This window comes from Pseudomonas sp. R151218B TE3479, assembly GCF_053629195.1.
Genome location: NZ_JBRJHV010000001.1, coordinates 3612096 through 3629436 on the forward strand (window position 1 = coordinate 3612096; position 17341 = coordinate 3629436).

A 17341-nucleotide genomic window follows, 5' to 3' on the forward strand; every position below is an offset into this window, starting at 1 on the left:
GCAGTCCGACCCTCTAAGTGACGGCGGTCATAGTTGGATTTGTGCAAGGGAAACGGCGGCTGTCCATGGGGTCAATCTGCTAAAGGGTTCGTATCGAAGAGCGAATCGCCCGTGCACATTCGATCACTGCAGGCGCCAGCTTGCGCTCGGCTTCCTCCATGCTCCAGCGACTTGTTGGCACCACCACATGCACGGCTGCGACCGGCAGGCCCTGGCTGCCAATGATCGGCGCGGCGATGGCCATGTCGCCAAGAAACAACTCTTCCTTGTTCGTGGCGTAGCCCCTGCGCCGTGTGGTCTCGATCTGCTCGATGATGTCGTCGATCTCGGTCAGGGTGTACTGGGTATGGCGTTTGCGCTCGCTGGCTTGCAGTGCGGCAACGAGTTCGTCGTCGGGCTGGGCACTCAGGAAGGCCCGTCCGGAACCGGTGCAGTACATCGGGATCCGGCTGCCGATGGGCATGTGGATAGGGATGAATTTCGGCGCCACGAAGCGTGCCACGTACACCATGTCCAGCCCGTCGGGCTCGGTCAGGTTAGTCGTTTCCCCGGTAGCCTGTGCCAACTCGGCAAGGAACGGGTTGGCCACGTCCACCAATGTGTCGGCGGCCAAGTAGTTGTAGCCGATCTCCATGACCTTCGGGGTCAACTGAAAGCGTTTGGTCTGCGGGTGCTTGCGCACATAACCCAGCTCTTCGAGGGTATGGATCATGCGTTGCGCCGAGCTTTTATTGATCTCTGCCGCTTGAGCGATATCCGCCAGGTTCATCGTGCGCCGGGCTGCGTTGAACGCTCGCAGCACCGCCAGGCCTTTTTCCAATGACTGATTGAACAGCGGATGAGGGGTATCGCTCATGGAAATCCTTATATTCTGCGCTTTGAGTATCGATATTCGATACTTATAAATCTCTTTACGATTTTTGTAAATCGCTTTACAGTCATTTTGAGCCTCCTGCCATTCCTATGGGGCAACCCTTACCGGACTTAAGACAATAAAAGCGTCCAATGGGAGATACGCCATGCTTACTCGCTTTCGTGCACTCACGTTCGTTGTTGCCCTGGCTGCTGGCATCGCTTCAGCCAACGCCGTCGCCGAGCCCGTCTACAAGGTCGGCGCAACCGCAACGGGGATTCCCTTCACCTTTCTCGACGTCAAGAGCCAGAGTATTCAGGGCATGATGATCGACGCCGCGCAGGCGGTGGCCAAGGCTGGCGGCTTCGAGGTGGAGATCCAGCAGACCACCTTCGCCTCGCTGATCCCGTCACTGACTTCAAACAAGATCGACCTGATTTCTGCCGCCATGCTCCGCACGCCGGCGCGGGAAAAGGTGGTGCAGTATTCCGATCCAGTCTTCACCTATGGCGAGGGGCTGATCGTCAAGGCCGACGACCAGACCGCGTACACCCGCATGGAGGATTTTGCCGGCGAAGTTGTCGGCGCCCAGGTCGGCACCGTGTTCATCGATGAGCTGAACAAGCGTGGCGTCTTCAAGGAAGTCCGTGGCTATGACTCGATCCCCGACCTGATGCGCGACCTGGCCCTCGGTCGTATCAAGGCGGGTTTCGCCGATCGCCCGATCGTCGCCTACCAATTGGCCCAGGGCACCCAGAACAAGGTGCACCTGGTACAGAGCTATCAGCCGGTGGTGGTGGGGGACGTTTGCCTGATCGTGCGCAAGGGCGACAGCGCAACACTGGAGCAGGTCAACAAAGGCATCGCTGCGATCAAGGCTGATGGTTCCCTCGAACGGATCATCGAGAAGTGGAAGCTCAACTGATGGTTTTGTCGACCGCCTGCGATGGCGGGCGGGTCCACTCATTGTTCCGTGGGTAGCTTTTATGATTCTCCAGAATGCGTTGGACTTCCTCCCTATCTTGCTCAAAGGGGCGGTGGTCACTCTTCAAGTGACGGCCGGGTCGTTTGTACTCAGCTCGCTGATCGGCCTGCTCCTGGCCCTGATGATGGTCTCGAAAATACGTACGATCGCGTTGTTCGCCATCAGCGTGGTGAACATCATCCGGGGGCTGCCGATCATTGTGCAGCTGTTTTATATCTATTTCGTCCTGCCGGAATTCGGCATTCAACTGACGGCCATGCAAGCCGGTGTCATTGGCCTGGGAATCGCTTATTCGGCCTATCAGGCGGAGAACTTCCGGGCCGGTATCCAGGCGATCCAGCAAGGGCAGATCGAGGCGGCGGAATCCTTGGGGATGCGCGGTGCGATGGTGATGCGGCGAGTGGTGCTGCCCCAGGCATTCCGCATCGCCTTGCCGCCTTACGGCAACACCCTGGTCATGATGCTCAAGGACTCGTCGCTGGTCTCCACCATCACCGTGGCCGAGATGACTCGCGCGGGGCAACTGATCGCCTCTTCGACCTTCGAGAACATGACGGTCTACACCCTGGTGGCATTGCTCTACCTGGCGATGAGCCTGCCGCTGTCCTTTGCGCTGCGTCGTCTGGAAGCACGCTTCAGCACCCGGAGAACGTCATGATCGAGATCAAGGGCATTCACAAGCGTTACGGCAGCGTGCCGGTCCTCGAAGGCATCGATTTGCAGGTCAAGAGCGGTGAAGTGGTGTGCCTGATTGGCCCTTCGGGGTCGGGGAAGTCCACGTTGCTGCGTTGCATCAACGGCTTGGAAAGTTATGACCAGGGCGAGGTCCTGATCGGCGATGAACGTGTCGACCGCAATGCCAGGAGCATCCACGACATTCGCACTCGGGTGGCGATGGTCTTCCAGCGCTTCAATCTGTTCCCGCACCGCACGGCCCTGGAAAATGTCATGGAAGGGCCGATCTATGTAAAGAAGGAGAACCCTCAGGTGGCGCGCAAGAATGCCGAGGCGCTCATGGAAAAGGTCGGCTTGTCCCATCGGATGAATGCCTACCCGGATGAACTCTCCGGGGGGCAGCAGCAACGTGTCGCCATTGCCCGGGCGTTGGCAATGAACCCCCAGGCGATCCTCTTCGACGAACCAACCTCGGCCCTCGATCCGGAGTTGGTCGGCGAAGTGTTGGCGGTGATGCGCAATCTGGCCGATGAGGGCATGACCATGATCGTGGTGACGCACGAAATGGCCTTCGCTCGAGACGTCGCCGACAAGGTCTGTTTTCTTCACAGCGGCAAGATCGTCGAGTCAGGACCCGCCGGGGAAGTACTGAGTACGCCGACGCATCCTCGCACACAGGACTTTCTTCGCCGACTGCTCAACCACAGCGGGGAGGTGCCGGCATGAATGCACCTTTCGCCCCGCAACTGCCGGCCTCGCTCTGGGCCGCGACGGCCACACCGGCGGTGCAAACCCCGGCCTTGGCCGAAGACAAGCAAGTGGATGTGGCCATCGTGGGGGCTGGCTATACCGGTTTGGTGACGGCTTTACGATTGGCCGAAGCGGGTGTCAGCGTCTGTGTGCTGGATACGGGGGAGCCAGGCTGGGGCGCGTCGGGGCGCAACGGCGGGCAGGTGATTCCCGGGCTGAAGTTCGACCCGGATCAATTGCTCGCCAAGTTTGGCCCGGCCCGTGCCGAAGCGATGATCGAGGTGGCCGGGTCAGCCGCTGACGAAGTGTTTGCGCTGATTCGCCAGTACGGGATCGAGTGTGATGCCACCCAGAAAGGCTGGATTCAACCGGCCTGTTCAACCACCGCGATGAAGACCATCGAGCAGCGCGCCGAGCAATGGCAACGCCGAGGCGTCAAGGTGGAGCTGTTGGACCGGGCCTCGGTCAGCCAACGTATCGGTACCGAGAATTACCTGGGGGGGTGGGTCGATCCACGGGCCGGCAGCTTGCATCCATTGAGTTATGCCCGTGGCCTGGCAAAGGCCGCCGTGGGGCAGGGCGCAATGATCCATGGCCACAGCCGCGTCACGGGGCTGCAGCGGCAGCGATCAGGCTGGCTGTTGTCCACCGCGCAAGGATTCAAGGTCAGTGCGCAACGGGTGTTATTGGCCACCGATGGCTATACCGACGACCTGTGGCCCGGGTTGCGCCAGACCGTCGTCGCGGCCAACAGCTTCATCATCGCGACCCGTCCGCTCCCGCCGGCGATCCGCAAGACCATCCTGCCCGGTGGCGAGGTCTGTTCGGACTCACGGCGTTTGCTGCTGTACTTCAAGCTGGATGCCCAGGGCCGTTTGCTTCTGGGAGGGCGAGGACCGTTCTCGGAACCTTCCCGGCAGCGTGACTGGGCGCACCTGGAGCGTTCGCTGGGGGCGCTGTTTGCGCAAGTGGCGGATGTGCCTGTCGAGTACCGCTGGAGTGGTCGGGTCGCGCTGACGCAAAGTTTTCTTCCTCATGTGCATGATCCGGCACCGGGGCTGTCGGTCTTGCTCGGCTACAACGGCCGCGGCATCGCCCTGTCCACGGCGTTAGGCAAGCATCTGGCCGCGAAGCTCTCAGGGGCGACGCAGGACTTCCCGTTCCCGGTCATGCCACTGCGGCGAGTTCCGTTTCATGCGTTGCAGCGGCTTTATCTTGCTGCCGGGATCAGCTATTACCGGGTATTGGATGCCTTGTTTTGAGCGCTTATTGAAGACGCCGCGGGTACCGGTCGGGCGTTGTCGGTGGAGTCGTATCGGTCCAAGGCGAGCGACCCCAAGCCAACTTTCCATTCAGCCTGAATGGCTCCGGAGTGGAAATGGCGTTAGCATCCCATCCATTCGGCTTTAACAGCCTGTTTTTTCTGATCAGGGTCGCATTGTGGAAAAGCTAAAACGCCTTCAAAGCGGAATCGAAGGACTCGACGCGCTGCTCCAGGGAGGGCTGGTCGCGGGTGCTTCATACATAATCCAAGGACGCCCAGGTTCAGGCAAGACGATCCTCGCGAACCAACTTGGATTCCATCATGCCCGCAGTGGCGGACGTGTTTTAGTCGCCACGCTGCTGGCCGAATCACATGATCGACTTTTCCAGTTTCTTTCTACGCTGAGCTTTTTCGACTCATCCAAAGTCGGCGCCGAAATCCAATTTGTCAGCGCCTTCGACACGCTGGAAAACGAAGGCCTGGATGAAGTCGTGAAACTGCTTCGACGGGAGATCAGTCGGCAAAAGGCGACCGTGATGGTTGTCGATGGTCTGCTCAATGCGCGCTCCAAGGCCGATTCGCCTATCGACACCAAGAAGTTCATCTCAGAGCTGCAGGGACATGCCGCTTTCGCCGGTTGCACCGTGTTGTTCCTCACCAGTTCGCGGCTCGACGACGGTAGCCCCGAGCACACGATGGTGGACGGTGTCATCGAAATGGGCGAAGAGCTGTTCGGCACGCGTTCTGTACGGCGCATTCAACTGCGCAAGACACGCGGCAGCAGTGCGCTGACCGGTCTTCACGAATGTGAAATCAACGACGACGGTTTGGTTGTCTATCCGCGCCTGGAAAGCCTCTACAGCCGTCCTTCCGCCCCCGACAGTGCCGACATGACGCGTATTGCCAGCGGGATTGATTCCCTGGATGACATATTGGGCGGGGGCTTGCACAGCTCCAGCGTGTCCCTGGTCATCGGTCCTTCGGGGATTGGTAAAACGACGCTGGGTCTCAAATTCCTCGCCAAGTCGACGACAGATGCTCCTGGCTTGCATTTTGGATTCTATGAAAGCCCGCAGCGACTGCGCCTCAAAGGCCTCTCCCTGGGCATCGATATCGAAGACATGGAAAAAAGCGGTGCGTTGAGCATTGCCTGGCAGCCCACCACCGAAGGCTTGCTGGATGGACTCGGCGCACGGCTGCTGAACATCGTCAAGGAAAAGGGTATCAAGCGCCTGTTCATCGATAGCCTGAGCGGCATGACGCGGACTTCGACAAATCCGGCGCGGATTACGGATTTCTACAGTGCGCTGATGAACGAGCTGCGATCCCGGGGCGTTACGGTGTTCGCCTCTTGGGAGATGCGAGATTTATTCGGTTCCGAGGTCAGTTCACCGAACTCGGACCTGTCCAGCATCGTCGATAACCTGATGCTCATGCGCTTCCTTGAGGATCGCTCTGAACTAAGAAGGACGCTCTCCATTCTTAAGGTACGAGACAGCGCTTATGACCCCTCGCGATTCGAGGTGGTCATCCGGGATCAAGATGTTTTCCTTGAAAAGGCTTTGAAAAATGAACCTTCAGTCGCAGCTGAGTCATTGCCTGGTTCAATTTCATAAGTCTTTGAGCGGGTTGAATTAACATGACCACCATCCTGGTCGTCGACGACGAGTATTTGATCGCTGACATCCTCAGTTTTGCGCTAGAGGACGAGGGCTTCATGGTCGTAAAAGCCAGCAATGGTCAAAAGGGACTGGAAGTGCTGGAAAGAGAACGTCCAGCCCTGATCATCACTGACTTCATGATGCCGGTCATGGATGGTCTTGAATTCGCCACGGCCGTGCGAGCCCTGCCGTCCGTCAAAGGTTTGCCGATCATCTTGATGAGCGGCGCCCAGGCTCACGTGGGTATGAAGAGATCGGATTTGTTTGATGCCGTGCTGCCCAAGCCATTCGACATAGCCTCGATTGTCGCCGAGGTGAAGAGGCTCCTGGTTGCAGAGTGATAGGGCATCTAGGGGCGCAGCTTGCCAGATGGAAAGGTGCGCGTGTGATCACGGTCGCTTTCGGTGATGCCACCGCTCACATCCTGTGATGTTCCAGCAGGAAATCCACGAACACCCGCACCCGCGCCGGCATTGCCGAGCCCCCTGCGAACACCACGTGAATCGGTTCCCGGTCGCCTGGGTTCCAGGCTTCCAGCAGCGGTATCAGGTCACCGCGCTGCAGATCCTCGCTCACGGTGAATTCGCCGATACGGGCAATGCCGGCACCTACTCGTGCGAATTGTGCCAGTGCTTCACCACTGCTGCATTCGATGTTGCCACTGACCTTCAGGGAAAACTCCCTTGCGTCGCGGATGAACGGCCAGTTGGGTTCGGCACGCCGGAAGTTGAAGCGCAGGCAGTTGTGTCGTAGCAGGTCTTCGGGCTCCTGGGGGATACCGTGGCGCTGCAGGTACTCGGGCGATGCCACTACGACCTGGCCGGTGTCGCCGATCCTGCGAGCGGTCAGCGGGCTGTCCGGCAGATGGCCGAAGCGTACCGCCACGTCGGCCTGGCCGCCGAGAATGTCGACGACTTCGTCGCCGAGGGTGAGGTCGACGACAATGTTCGGGTAGCGGGCGCTGAATGCTGCCACCAAAGGAACGATGGCCTGCCGCCCATGACCAAGAGCGGCGCTGACCCGCAATCGGCCCCTGGGTACGCCCTGGTCGGCGATGGCTTCTTCGACCTCGTCCATGTCGGCCAGGATACGCCGGGCGCCGCGCAGGAAAGCCTCGCCCTCGGCGGTGAAGGCGATCGCCCGGGTGGTGCGCAACAGCAGGCGGGTACCCAGGCGTTGTTCGGTACGCGCGATGATCCGACTGACCGCCGAGGGTGTCAGCCCCAATGCACGCGCGGCGGCTGACAGGCTGCCTTCCTGCGCCACGGTGGCGAACACGCTCATTTCACCTGACCTGCCGTTGAAGTCCATTTGTGCCTCTTACGCAAAGGTGATTGCCAGAAATGCTATCTACCGCCTGAAAAGACTGGATCGTAGCATTGGCGGCATAGATAAGGAGCCTACCATGCGTATCAATCCACCACTTGTCGCACTCGCCATCGGTGCCTTTGGCATCGGCGTTACCGAGTTCGCCCCCATGGGCATGTTGCCGGGCATCGCTGCGGATCTCGGCGTTTCCATTCCCGCCGCCGGTCTGTTGGTCAGTGCCTACGCCCTGGGCGTCCTGCTCGGCGCGCCGCTGATGACCCTGACCACCGGCAGGATCCCTCGGCGCTATTTGCTGATCGGACTCATGGCGATTTTCACCCTGGGTAATCTGATGTCAGCCCTGGCGACCGATTACTACAGCCTCATGGTCGCCAGGGTGGTGACCTCACTGAACCACGGTGCGTTCTTTGGCGTGGGCTCCATCGTCGCCGCCAGCGTAGTCGCCCCGGACAAACGTGCCGGGGCGGTTGCGGCCATGTTCATGGGCCTGACCCTGGCGACCATCGGCGGCGTGCCGCTGGCCACCTGGTTTGGCGAACTGTTCGGCTGGCGCACGGCATTCTGGGGTATCACCGGCCTCGGCGGGGTGACCATGGCCGCGCTGTGGTTCGCCTTGCCCAACCTGAAAATGTCGCAAGGCGTCGGTGTGCTGGCTGAAATCCGGGTACTGGGCCGTGGCCCGGTGTTGGGGGCGTTGGCCCTGACCGTCGTCGGCTCGGGTGCAATGTTTACCGTCTTCACTTACATCGCGCCGATCCTCAGTAACGAGACCCACGGGTCCACCGCTTACATCACCGCCATGCTGGTGCTGTTCGGTGTGGGGTTGACGCTGGGCAACATGTGGGGTGGCAAGGCCGCCGACCGCTCGATAGACCGCACCCTGATCGTTTCACTGAGCGTGCTGATTCTCGTCTTGCTGGCGTTCACCGTCCTGATGCGTTGGCCGCTGCCGGCTGCGGTTGCCATCTTGATCTGGGGCATCGCCAGTTTTGCCTTGGTACCTCCGCTGCAAATGCGCGTGATGGAAGCCGCCAAGGACGCACCCAATCTGGCTTCGGCAGTGAACATCGGTGCCTTCAACCTTGGCAACGCGATAGGTGCGGCGCTGGGCGGAGCGGTGATCAATACCGGGTTGGGGTATCCGGCGATTTCCCTGGCCGGAGCGGCAATGGCGGGGCTGGGGCTGCTGATGGTGCTGGTTTTTGCCTGGCGTTCCAGAACGGCTGCAACGGCGGTTGCGTGACGATGATGTGAGGAGCCGTCAGTCGCCAGTCTGCTTGGCCATCGAGCGGTTACACCCACTGGCGGATCCCCAGAGACAAAATCAAACCACTGCACAATCGATCAATTGCTTTTGTCCTTCCCCGGAAGCGAACATCGGCAAACGCTGCAACATCCAGTTCAGCAGTTCTTGAGCGGGGGCCGCCAGCGGGCGTCCGGATTTGACCAGCAGTTTTGCCTCGACCCCTTGGAACAGTGGATGGTCGACGGCCACGGCCGCGAGGCTGCCCTGGGCGATTTCCCGATAGGCCGCCACCTCGCCCAGCAACGACGCAAACTCGCCGGATGCAACAAGGCGCTTGAGGGCGGCCAACGAGTTGCTGACCAGCGCCGGACGGATCTCGATCTTCTCGGCGTACTCGAGCATTTTCAGCGCATGACCGATACCGAAGGTGGTCGGGGTCAGCACCAGTTGGCAGTCCAGCAAGTCGGCGACGGTTGCCATTGCCCCTTTCAAGGCCAATGGATGGTCCGGGCGAACCAGCAGCATCACGGGCTGACGGGAGGTCGCTTGATAGTCGATGTGAGCATGGGGAGGGGGGTTGTAGGCCAGGCCGATATGCGCGCGATTTTCCGCGATCTCGTTGAGGACGTCGTCGACGGGCAGTATGTCCAGCCTGATATCGAGCTTGGGGTACTGTTTGCAGAACGGCGCGAGCACGTGGTCAACCAACGTATCGACGTAGCCTTCGCTGATGACGACGCGTACGTGTCCCAGCTGTAGCCCCTTGATCGCCTGGAGCCGGTCTTCAAGCTTTTCCTGGTGCGATCGATAGCCGCGCCAGAATTCCAGCAGGTGCGCGGCAGCCTCGGTGGGCTGTACGCCACGAGCCTGGCGTTCAAACAGCCGCGTGCCCAATTCTTGTTCCAGCAGTTTGATCTGACGCGTGATCACTGATGGAGAAGTGTTGATGCTGTCTGCCGCGCCACGGATCGATCCATGGGTCAGCACCTCATGAAAATACCGCAAGCGTTGCTGGTTGATTTCGCGCATGAGCCGTGTCCGTCGAGATTGTGTGTTGCTTGTAGGGCAACGGTACACGAACATAGTTGCTCTTGCTGCTATTTGCGCTGTCGGCGCAACATCTTTCGACACGTCAGCTCAACAAGAAAAGTTGGAGACTCGCATGTCGACCATCGTGCCCGCCGCAGACAATGCCACCCTCGCAACGTTGTACCGCAAACTGAATTGGCGCCTGTTGCCACTCTTGTTCGTTTGCTACGTCTTCGCCTATCTGGATCGCATAAACGTCGGCTTTGCCAAACTGCAGATGCAAAACGACCTTGGGCTGTCCGACGCCGCTTATGGTGTCGGCGCAGGTGTGTTCTTTTTGGGGTATGTGCTGTTCGAGCTACCCAGCAACCTGATGCTGCCGCGAGTGGGGGCGAGGAAAACCTTCAGTCGCATTCTGGTGTTATGGGGTATCACATCGGCCTGCATGCTATTCGTGCGCGACGTGCCGATGTTCTACGCCATGCGGTTTCTGCTCGGTGTTTTTGAGGCCGGTTTCGCGCCGGGAATGATTTATTACCTGTCTTGCTGGTACGGCCCCAAGCGCATGGCCCGGGCCATTGCGATCGTGTTCATCGCGGGTCCGGCGGGCGGCATTGTTGGCGGTCCGCTTTCGGCATGGTTGATCTCCACGTTCGAAGGCGTGGGTGGCCTTGCGGGGTGGCAATGGATGTTCCTGATCGAAGGTTTGCCCTGCGTGTTGCTCGGTGCTTTTGCTTATTTTTACCTTTGCAACCATCCCGCCGAGGCTCGCTGGCTGAGCGTGGAGGAAAAGCAAATGCTGCAGCGTGAACTGGGCGCTTCCCAGGGCGGCTCCCACTCATTCAGAGCCGTGTTGCGCGATCGCAGGATCTACGTCCTGGCATGCGCCTACTTCTGCATCATTTTTTCTATCTACGCCATGAGCTTCTGGCTCCCGGCGATCCTTAAGGCGCAAGGCATCCACGACATGATGCAGCTGGGTTGGTGCGCCGCCATGCCCTATGTGGCAGCGGCAGCAGGCATGTACTGGATCGGGCGCCGCTCGGACCGTTTCGGCGAGCGCCGTTACCACTGCGCGGTTCCGGCAGGCGTCGGGGCGATACTGATACTTTTGTATCCTGTTGCCGATGGGAACCTGATGTTATCAATGGTTCTGCTGACGCTGGCGATCGCCATGATGTTCATGGCCTACACGGTCTTGTGGGCGATGCCCTCTGAACTCATCAAGGGTGAAGCGGCAGCGGGCGGCATCGCTCTGATCAACACCATCGGTCTGTGTGGCGGTTTTTGGGGCCCTGCGGTGATCGGTTGGGCAAAGACATCAACGGCAAGCATGAACCCTGGCATCGTCGTTGTCGGCGGCGTGTTTCTGTGCGCCGCATTCGTGATCATCGCAAGCAAACCGCTGGTGCATCGCGCCCGGGTTTTGGATGCCCCGCAGGTTGAACGGGCGCTTTGAACTTCACACCCATCGTGTTCCGCAAGGAACCTTTCAATAGAGAGAACGCAGATGCTTTTACATCAATCGACCTGGGTCGAAATCGAAAAATTTCTCCAGCGCAGTCGTACCGTCGTCATCCCGATTGGTTCCAACGAGCAGCACGGGCCTACCGGACTGCTGGGGACGGATTGGATGTGCCCCGAAATCATCGCCCATCAGGCGCATGAGGCAGCGGAAATCCTGATTGCCCCGACCTTCAACATCGGAATGGCCCAGCATCATCTTGGTTTCCCGGGAACGATCTCGCTCAGGCCTTCGACATTCATCGCCGCCATCGGTGACTGGACTCGCTCCCTGGCTGCCCACGGCTTTGAGAAAATCTTTTTTCTCAATGGCCACGGCGGCAACATCGCGTCGATTGAAGCGGCGTTCTCGGAGCTCTACGCCGAAGCGAGTTTTGCACGTCGCCCGGCCGGTTTCGCCTTGAAGTTGTGCAACTGGTGGGATCTGGAAGGCATCAATGAGCTGGCGAAAGACCAGTTCCCGACAGGACACGGCGTTCATGCGACGCCTTCGGAAATTGCCGTGACCCAGTGGGCCTATCCTGACGCCATCAAGTCGGCTGACTACTCGCCACAGATCGCCAATTGGGGCCCCATTCGAGAGGCTGTCGATTTCCGCGCCCGTCATCCGGATGGCCGCATGGGATCGGACCCGGCGCAAGCGTCACCGGAAAAAGGCCGGCAGCTAGTGATGATGGCAGCACAAAGTCTGGTGCGGGAGGTGCAAGCCTTCAGCCGTGAGCCGATGCCGGGTTGAGCCGCGCGAGTTTTATTCCACCTGACCAACGCCTGGGCATACCCGGCGTTGGTGCTCATCGCGGGGAAACCGCAGTCGATCAGGTACGCCATGATGTGGAAGATCAATCATAGTTACATTGACGGAGCATTCGTTTGCGTTCAGGGAAATGAAACGGTGCAATGCATCAACCCGGCGACCGAGGCGGTCATCGGGACGGTCACCTTGGCTGATCGTGAAGATGCCAGGCGTGCCATCGCGGCGGCTTCGCGTGCTCAAGTCGCGATGGGCCGCACCTCCAAGGCTGAGCGTATCGACATGCTCGAGCGGTTGCAGGCTGCCGTTCTGGCGAGCGCAAATGAAATTCGCGATACCGCCATCGAAGAGTACGGCGCGCCGTTTGCGCGTGCGCAATGGGTCAGTCGCTACGCTTCTCTGTCATTTGCCAATGCGGCGCAGGTGTTGAAAAACTATGACCTGGTTCGTTCGGTCGGTGACGCCAGCGTGGTGATGGAGCCCGTTGGAGTCGCGGCGCTGATTGCCCCCTGGAACAGCACCGCCGGGACGATATGCAGCAAATTGGCGTCGGCCATTGCGGCCGGCTGTGCCTCGGTCATCAAACCGAGCGAGTTGAGTCCTCTGCAGACCGACGTGCTTGCCCAGGCGTTGCATCGCGCTGATTTGCCCAAGGGGGTTTTTAACATTCTATTGGGGCGCGGTAGTGATGTCGGTGACGAAATCAGCACCAGCCCACACATTGCGAAAATTTCATTCACCGGGTCCACCGCGACCGGCAAGCTCATTGCCCGCGCCGGTATCGAGACCATGAAGCGAGTGAGTCTGTCGCTCACGGGGAAATCGGCCTCTATCGTCCTCGATGACGCCGATCTCGACACTGCCATTCCCCTGGCACTGAATGCGGCGTTCATGAACAACGGTCAGGCCTGTGTTGCCGGCACGCGTCTGCTGGTGCCGCGCGCGCACGCCGAGGACATCATTGACCGCGTGAAAGGGCTGGTCGCAGCGATGGTCGTCGGCAATCCGCAGGATCCGACCACCGTAATCGGGCCCCTGGTCAATCGGGCCCAATTCGACCGTGTTCAAGGTTTCATCCGCCGCGGGCAGACGCAGGGCGCAAGGCTGATCACCGGTGGCGAGGGCAGACCGATGGGCCTGGACAAAGGCTATTTCGTCAGGCCCACGGTCTTTGCCGACGTCAACAGTGACATGGACATCGCGCAAGAGGAGATTTTTGGCCCGGTACTATCGATCATTGCGTATGACTCGCAAGAGCAGGCGATCGACATCGCCAACGCCAGTATCTACGGCTTGCAGGCCTATGTGTTTTCCCGGCAACCGGAACGTGCGCGAAGCCTGGCGGCCCGGCTGCAGGCCGGCTCGGTGTTGATCAACAGAATCGCACCAGAGCTGCTTGCGCCGTTCGGCGGGGTCAAGCAGTCCGGTGTCGGGCGGGAGTTCGGCGTCCTTGGGCTGGAAGCGTTTCTTGAGGCGAAAAGTATCGTGTCGAATTAGCCCGGCTTTTCCGGGATCAGTTCGACTCCGATGGTTCGATGACTTCGACCACGGAAATCGTCCTGATCTTCCAGAATTCAAACTGGTCTGTCCAATTTTGCAAATACTAAATTGGTCTTGCCAATAATTTTTCTCAAGCGTAGATTGCGGGGAGTGCATTTTCTAATGGGTCTGTAGACCTTAATAAAAATAAATGAGAACGCCACCTTGAATGTCTCGTCTTCTCGGGCCGCCGGGCCTGCCGTTGAACCAGCCTCGGCTCTCCCTTGTCTGCGCCTGGAAAACATCGTCAAGCGTTTCCCTGGGGTGCTTGCGCTGAACGGCGTCTCACTCAGCCTCAATGCAGGAGAGGTGCACGCGATATGCGGAGAGAATGGCGCCGGCAAATCGACCCTGATGAAAGTCATCAGCGGGCAACTGACTCCTGACGAAGGGACCATTACCTACCTGGGTGAAGAGCGAACGTTTAAGTCGGTCAGTGATGCCGAGCGGGTTGGCATTGCAATCATCCACCAAGAGCTGAATCTGGTACCGCACCTGTCGGTTGCCGAAAACGTGTACTTGGCAAGAGAACCGGTGAGATTGGGTTTCATTGATCGGCGCAAACTGCTTTCAGACACACGTGAGTGTCTTCAACGTTTAGGGGTCGATATTGATCCCGACAAGTTGGTCAACAAGCTTTCCGTCGCCCAGCAACAGATGGTCGAGATCGCCAAGGCCCTGTCGCTAAATGCACGGGTGTTAATCCTTGACGAACCCACCTCATCGTTGACTGAAACGGAAACGGCACAGCTTTTTCGAGTGATCAAAGAATTGAAAGCGCAGGGCGTCGGCATGCTTTACATCTCGCATCGCTTGGACGAAATGCAACATATCGTCGACAGGGTCACCGTCATGCGAGACGGTTGTTATGTGTCTACTTCTCTGTTCTGCGACACCACGGTCGATACTATCGTCGCTGACATGGTAGGTCGGTCGTTGAAGGAAAAGTTTCCTCTGCGAACGAGTGTGCCTACTAAAGAGGTATTACTCAAAGTCAGTAATTTCAGTCGAAAAGGCGCGTTCCAGTCGATTGATTTCGAGCTTCGCAAGGGCGAAATTCTTGGGTTTGCAGGGCTGATGGGCGCAGGCAGAACTGAGATCGCACGGGCTATTTTCGGCGCGGATCCTCTGGACACAGGCAGTCTGGAGCTTTTTGGCAAACCCGTTACGATCAAAAAACCACAGGACGCTATCCGGCACGGAATCGCTTACCTGTCAGAAGATCGCAAGAGTGACGGCCTGGCCTTGAAGATGTCCCTTGCAAGCAACATTACGTTGGCAAACATGGGGGCGGTGTGTAACGCGTTTGGCTTCATTCGCTTCAAGGATGAAGACAAGGCCGCGCGCGGCTACATCGACAGCCTCGGCATCCGCACCCCTTCGCCCAATCAGGTTACCCGCTATCTTTCGGGTGGCAATCAGCAAAAAGTGGTCATCGGTAAATGGCTGTTTCGAAACTCTAGGATTCTGTTTTTCGACGAGCCTACCCGGGGCATAGACGTCGGTGCGAAGTATGCCATTTACCAACTCATGGACAAGCTGGCGTCGCAAGGCATCGGGATTGTTCTGATCAGTTCCGAGCTTCCCGAACTACTGGGTATGAGTGATCGAATCCTGGTCTTCCACGAGGGACGTGCAACCGGCGAACTTGACGCCCGCAGTACATCACAAGAAGAAATCATGCACTACGCGTCGGGGTATTCCAAATGAATGACCTAAGTATCGATAAGCCTGCAGAACCCGTCACCGCAAACGCTATCAATACCGATCGACGCAAAGAACTTTTGCAAAAGTTCGGCGCCTTGGCCAGCCTGTTTGCCCTCATTGTCGTATTCGCGAGTACCAGCGAGGCGTTCTTGTCGATGGGCAACGGTATGAGCGTGGCGCTGCAGGTCACCTCTATTGCTTTCCTTGGGCTTGGCGCTACCGCTGTCATTATCACCGGCGGTATCGATCTTTCGGTGGGCTCGGTATTGGCGTTGGCAGGTGTAGCCAATGCGCTGGCCATCAAGGCCGGGGCCTCGATTCCTGTTGGAATCCTGGTCGGCCTGCTGGTAGGCGGAACGTGCGGGGCCATCAACGGTGTTTTCATCACTCGATTGAAGCTTCCACCCTTCATTGCCACGTTGGGGATGATGCTGGTTGCCAGGGGGCTCGCTTTGCGTCTGACGGATGCGCAGCCTGTCTCGGGGCTGGGCAAAGGGTTCGGTACGCTGGGTAATGGAACGCTTTTTCGTATAGAGAACATCGGTGCCAATGGCTTTCCGAATGTCATTTTTCCCGGCATTCCATACCCGGTAGTGATCATGATCGGCTTGGCCATCGGGCTTTGGATGATCTTGAGCCGTACACGCCTGGGGCGACACATCTACGCTGTCGGCTCCAATGTGGAAGCCGCAAGATTGTCCGGAGTAAATGTTAACCGGGTGACCTTGTTCACTTACGTATTGTCCGGTGTGCTCGCGGGTTTGACGGGCTGTGTACTGATGTCGCGGTTAGTTTCCGCACAGCCAAATGAAGGTGTCATGTATGAACTCGATGCCATTGCCAGTGCGGTCATTGGTGGTACTTCCTTGTCCGGCGGTATCGGCAGCGTGTCCGGCACCATCATTGGTGCGTTCACCATCGGCATTTTGCGCAATGGCTTGAACATGTTGGGTGTCTCCAGCTTTACCCAGCAGATCATCATCGGGCTGGTCATCTTGCTGACGGTGTGTGTCGACCAACTTAGAAACCGAAAAAGATAAACCAAAGCACTGACAACAATAAGGAATCGATTTCGATGAAAAAGCTCAACTTGATTGCGGTCGTCATGGCTGTCTTGTTCACGTCCACCACCACGCTGGCAAATAACGGAGAAATTGCGGTTATCGTTAAAAGTGCAAACTCCAACTATTGGCAGAATGTTCAAAAAGGTGCCCAGGCGGCCGCAAAGGAATTGCCGAACATGACGGTCACCTTTCAGGGACCCGCATCCGAGTCGGCGGTAGCGGATGAAGTGAACATGGTGGTCAACGCGGTCAACCGCAAGGTTTCCGGGATTGTCCTGGCCGCTGCCGATCCGGACGCCTTGGTGCCTGCAATCAAACAAGCGTGGGAAGCGCATATCCCGGTGGTACTCATCGACTCAACGATTTCTACTGACGGCGATGCTTATTATCAATCTTTTCTCTCGACGGATAACACCAGGGCCGGTGAGCTCTGTGCGCAGCGCATGATCGAAAAAGTGGGAAAGACAGGCAAGATTGCAGTGATGTCCTACGTGCCTGGAGCGGGATCCGAGATTGGACGAGTGGGGGGCTTTATAAACTACATAAAGCAGCACTCGAACTTGACTATCGTGGGCCCGTTTTACTCCCAGTCCCAGATGGCCAATGCGCTCAATCAAACCACCGACGTGCTGGCGTCGAATCCCGATCTTAAAGGTATTTATGGGGCCAACGAGCCGACGGCCGTGGGAATGGCGCGCGGTATCGCACAAGCCGGAAAAGCCGGAAAACTCATGGCCATCGGATTTGACGGTAACGAAGACCTGCAGAACTTTGTAAAGGACGGCACCCTCGATTCCATCATCGTCCAAAGCTCCTACAAGATGGGGCTCGATTCGGTCACCGCAGTCGCCAAGGTCATCGCAGGGACCGCAGTGCCCAAGAACATCGATACCGGCGTACTTCTGATCGATAAATCGAACATCGACAGTGCAGAGGCTCGGAACGTCCTGTACTGATCGGAAGG

At 58.4% G+C, this 17341-nt stretch carries 16 protein-coding genes; 13 read left to right on the forward strand and 3 right to left on the reverse strand.

What is annotated here, in order from left to right; genetic code table 11:
- Positions 1–79: 79 nt before the first annotated feature.
- Entirely contained in the window at positions 80–856 is a 777-nt protein-coding gene (locus AB7M32_RS16010; protein ID WP_454250503.1) for an IclR family transcriptional regulator, read from the reverse strand.
- Positions 857–1019: 163 nt separating this feature from the next.
- On the opposite strand from AB7M32_RS16010, the gene AB7M32_RS16015 reads away from it, so the two are divergent.
- The 6 genes from AB7M32_RS16015 (at position 1020) to AB7M32_RS16040 (ending at position 6529) form a co-directional block, all read left to right on the forward strand.
- The gene (locus AB7M32_RS16015; protein WP_454250504.1) at positions 1020–1778 is read left to right on the forward strand and encodes an ABC transporter substrate-binding protein; all 759 of its coding nucleotides are present in this window, start codon (positions 1020–1022) and stop codon (positions 1776–1778) included.
- A 61-nt stretch (positions 1779–1839) separates the two neighbouring features.
- Positions 1840–2496: an amino acid ABC transporter permease gene (locus AB7M32_RS16020; protein ID WP_072405106.1), complete on the forward strand. Its 657-nt coding sequence runs from the start codon at positions 1840–1842 to the stop codon at positions 2494–2496.
- Positions 2493–3239 carry an amino acid ABC transporter ATP-binding protein gene (locus AB7M32_RS16025; RefSeq protein WP_454250505.1) on the forward strand — a complete coding sequence of 249 codons (747 nt, stop codon included), beginning with the start codon at positions 2493–2495 and terminating at the stop codon, positions 3237–3239. The genes AB7M32_RS16020 and AB7M32_RS16025 overlap by 4 nt, the downstream gene beginning before the upstream one ends.
- Positions 3236–4525 carry an NAD(P)/FAD-dependent oxidoreductase gene (locus AB7M32_RS16030; RefSeq protein WP_454250506.1) on the forward strand — a complete coding sequence of 430 codons (1290 nt, stop codon included), beginning with the start codon at positions 3236–3238 and terminating at the stop codon, positions 4523–4525. The genes AB7M32_RS16025 and AB7M32_RS16030 overlap by 4 nt, the downstream gene beginning before the upstream one ends.
- Before the next feature lie 178 nt (positions 4526–4703).
- Positions 4704–6143, forward strand: a complete 1440-nt coding sequence (locus tag AB7M32_RS16035) for an ATPase domain-containing protein (protein WP_454250507.1) — start codon at positions 4704–4706, stop codon at positions 6141–6143.
- A 23-nt stretch (positions 6144–6166) separates the two neighbouring features.
- On the forward strand, positions 6167–6529 hold the full coding sequence (locus tag AB7M32_RS16040; RefSeq protein ID WP_454250508.1) for a response regulator: 363 nt from the start codon (positions 6167–6169) through the stop codon (positions 6527–6529).
- Between the two features lie 76 nt (positions 6530–6605).
- On the opposite strand, the gene AB7M32_RS16045 is transcribed toward AB7M32_RS16040, so the two are convergent.
- Entirely contained in the window at positions 6606–7499 is an 894-nt protein-coding gene (locus AB7M32_RS16045) for a LysR family transcriptional regulator (protein ID WP_454250509.1), read from the reverse strand.
- A 94-nt stretch (positions 7500–7593) separates the two neighbouring features.
- On the opposite strand from AB7M32_RS16045, the gene AB7M32_RS16050 reads away from it, so the two are divergent.
- A complete protein-coding gene (locus AB7M32_RS16050) occupies positions 7594–8760 on the forward strand; it encodes an MFS transporter (RefSeq protein ID WP_454250510.1) in 1167 nt (388 codons plus the stop codon).
- Positions 8761–8841: 81 nt separating this feature from the next.
- On the opposite strand, the gene AB7M32_RS16055 is transcribed toward AB7M32_RS16050, so the two are convergent.
- Positions 8842–9792 (reverse strand): LysR family transcriptional regulator, encoded by a 951-nt coding sequence (locus AB7M32_RS16055; RefSeq protein ID WP_454250511.1) that lies wholly within the window; start codon positions 9790–9792, stop codon positions 8842–8844.
- Positions 9793–9925: 133 nt separating this feature from the next.
- Here AB7M32_RS16055 and AB7M32_RS16060 point away from each other — a divergent pair, with 133 nt between their 5' ends.
- From AB7M32_RS16060 to AB7M32_RS16085, 6 genes are all read left to right on the forward strand, one after another.
- The gene (locus AB7M32_RS16060) at positions 9926–11251 is read left to right on the forward strand and encodes an MFS transporter (RefSeq protein WP_454250512.1); all 1326 of its coding nucleotides are present in this window, start codon (positions 9926–9928) and stop codon (positions 11249–11251) included.
- Positions 11252–11302: 51 nt separating this feature from the next.
- Positions 11303–12052, forward strand: coding sequence for a creatininase family protein (locus tag AB7M32_RS16065; RefSeq protein ID WP_454250513.1), 750 nt, complete (start codon positions 11303–11305; stop codon positions 12050–12052).
- A 93-nt stretch (positions 12053–12145) separates the two neighbouring features.
- Positions 12146–13564 (forward strand): aldehyde dehydrogenase family protein, encoded by a 1419-nt coding sequence (locus AB7M32_RS16070; RefSeq protein WP_454250514.1) that lies wholly within the window; start codon positions 12146–12148, stop codon positions 13562–13564.
- Between the two features lie 207 nt (positions 13565–13771).
- Complete coding sequence (locus tag AB7M32_RS16075; protein ID WP_454250515.1) at positions 13772–15316, forward strand: sugar ABC transporter ATP-binding protein; 1545 nt, start codon at positions 13772–13774, stop codon at positions 15314–15316.
- The gene (locus AB7M32_RS16080; protein WP_454250516.1) at positions 15313–16353 is read left to right on the forward strand and encodes an ABC transporter permease; all 1041 of its coding nucleotides are present in this window, start codon (positions 15313–15315) and stop codon (positions 16351–16353) included. The genes AB7M32_RS16075 and AB7M32_RS16080 overlap by 4 nt, the downstream gene beginning before the upstream one ends.
- Before the next feature lie 35 nt (positions 16354–16388).
- Positions 16389–17333: a substrate-binding domain-containing protein gene (locus AB7M32_RS16085; protein ID WP_454250517.1), complete on the forward strand. Its 945-nt coding sequence runs from the start codon at positions 16389–16391 to the stop codon at positions 17331–17333.
- The last annotated feature ends 8 nt before the right edge of the window (positions 17334–17341 follow it).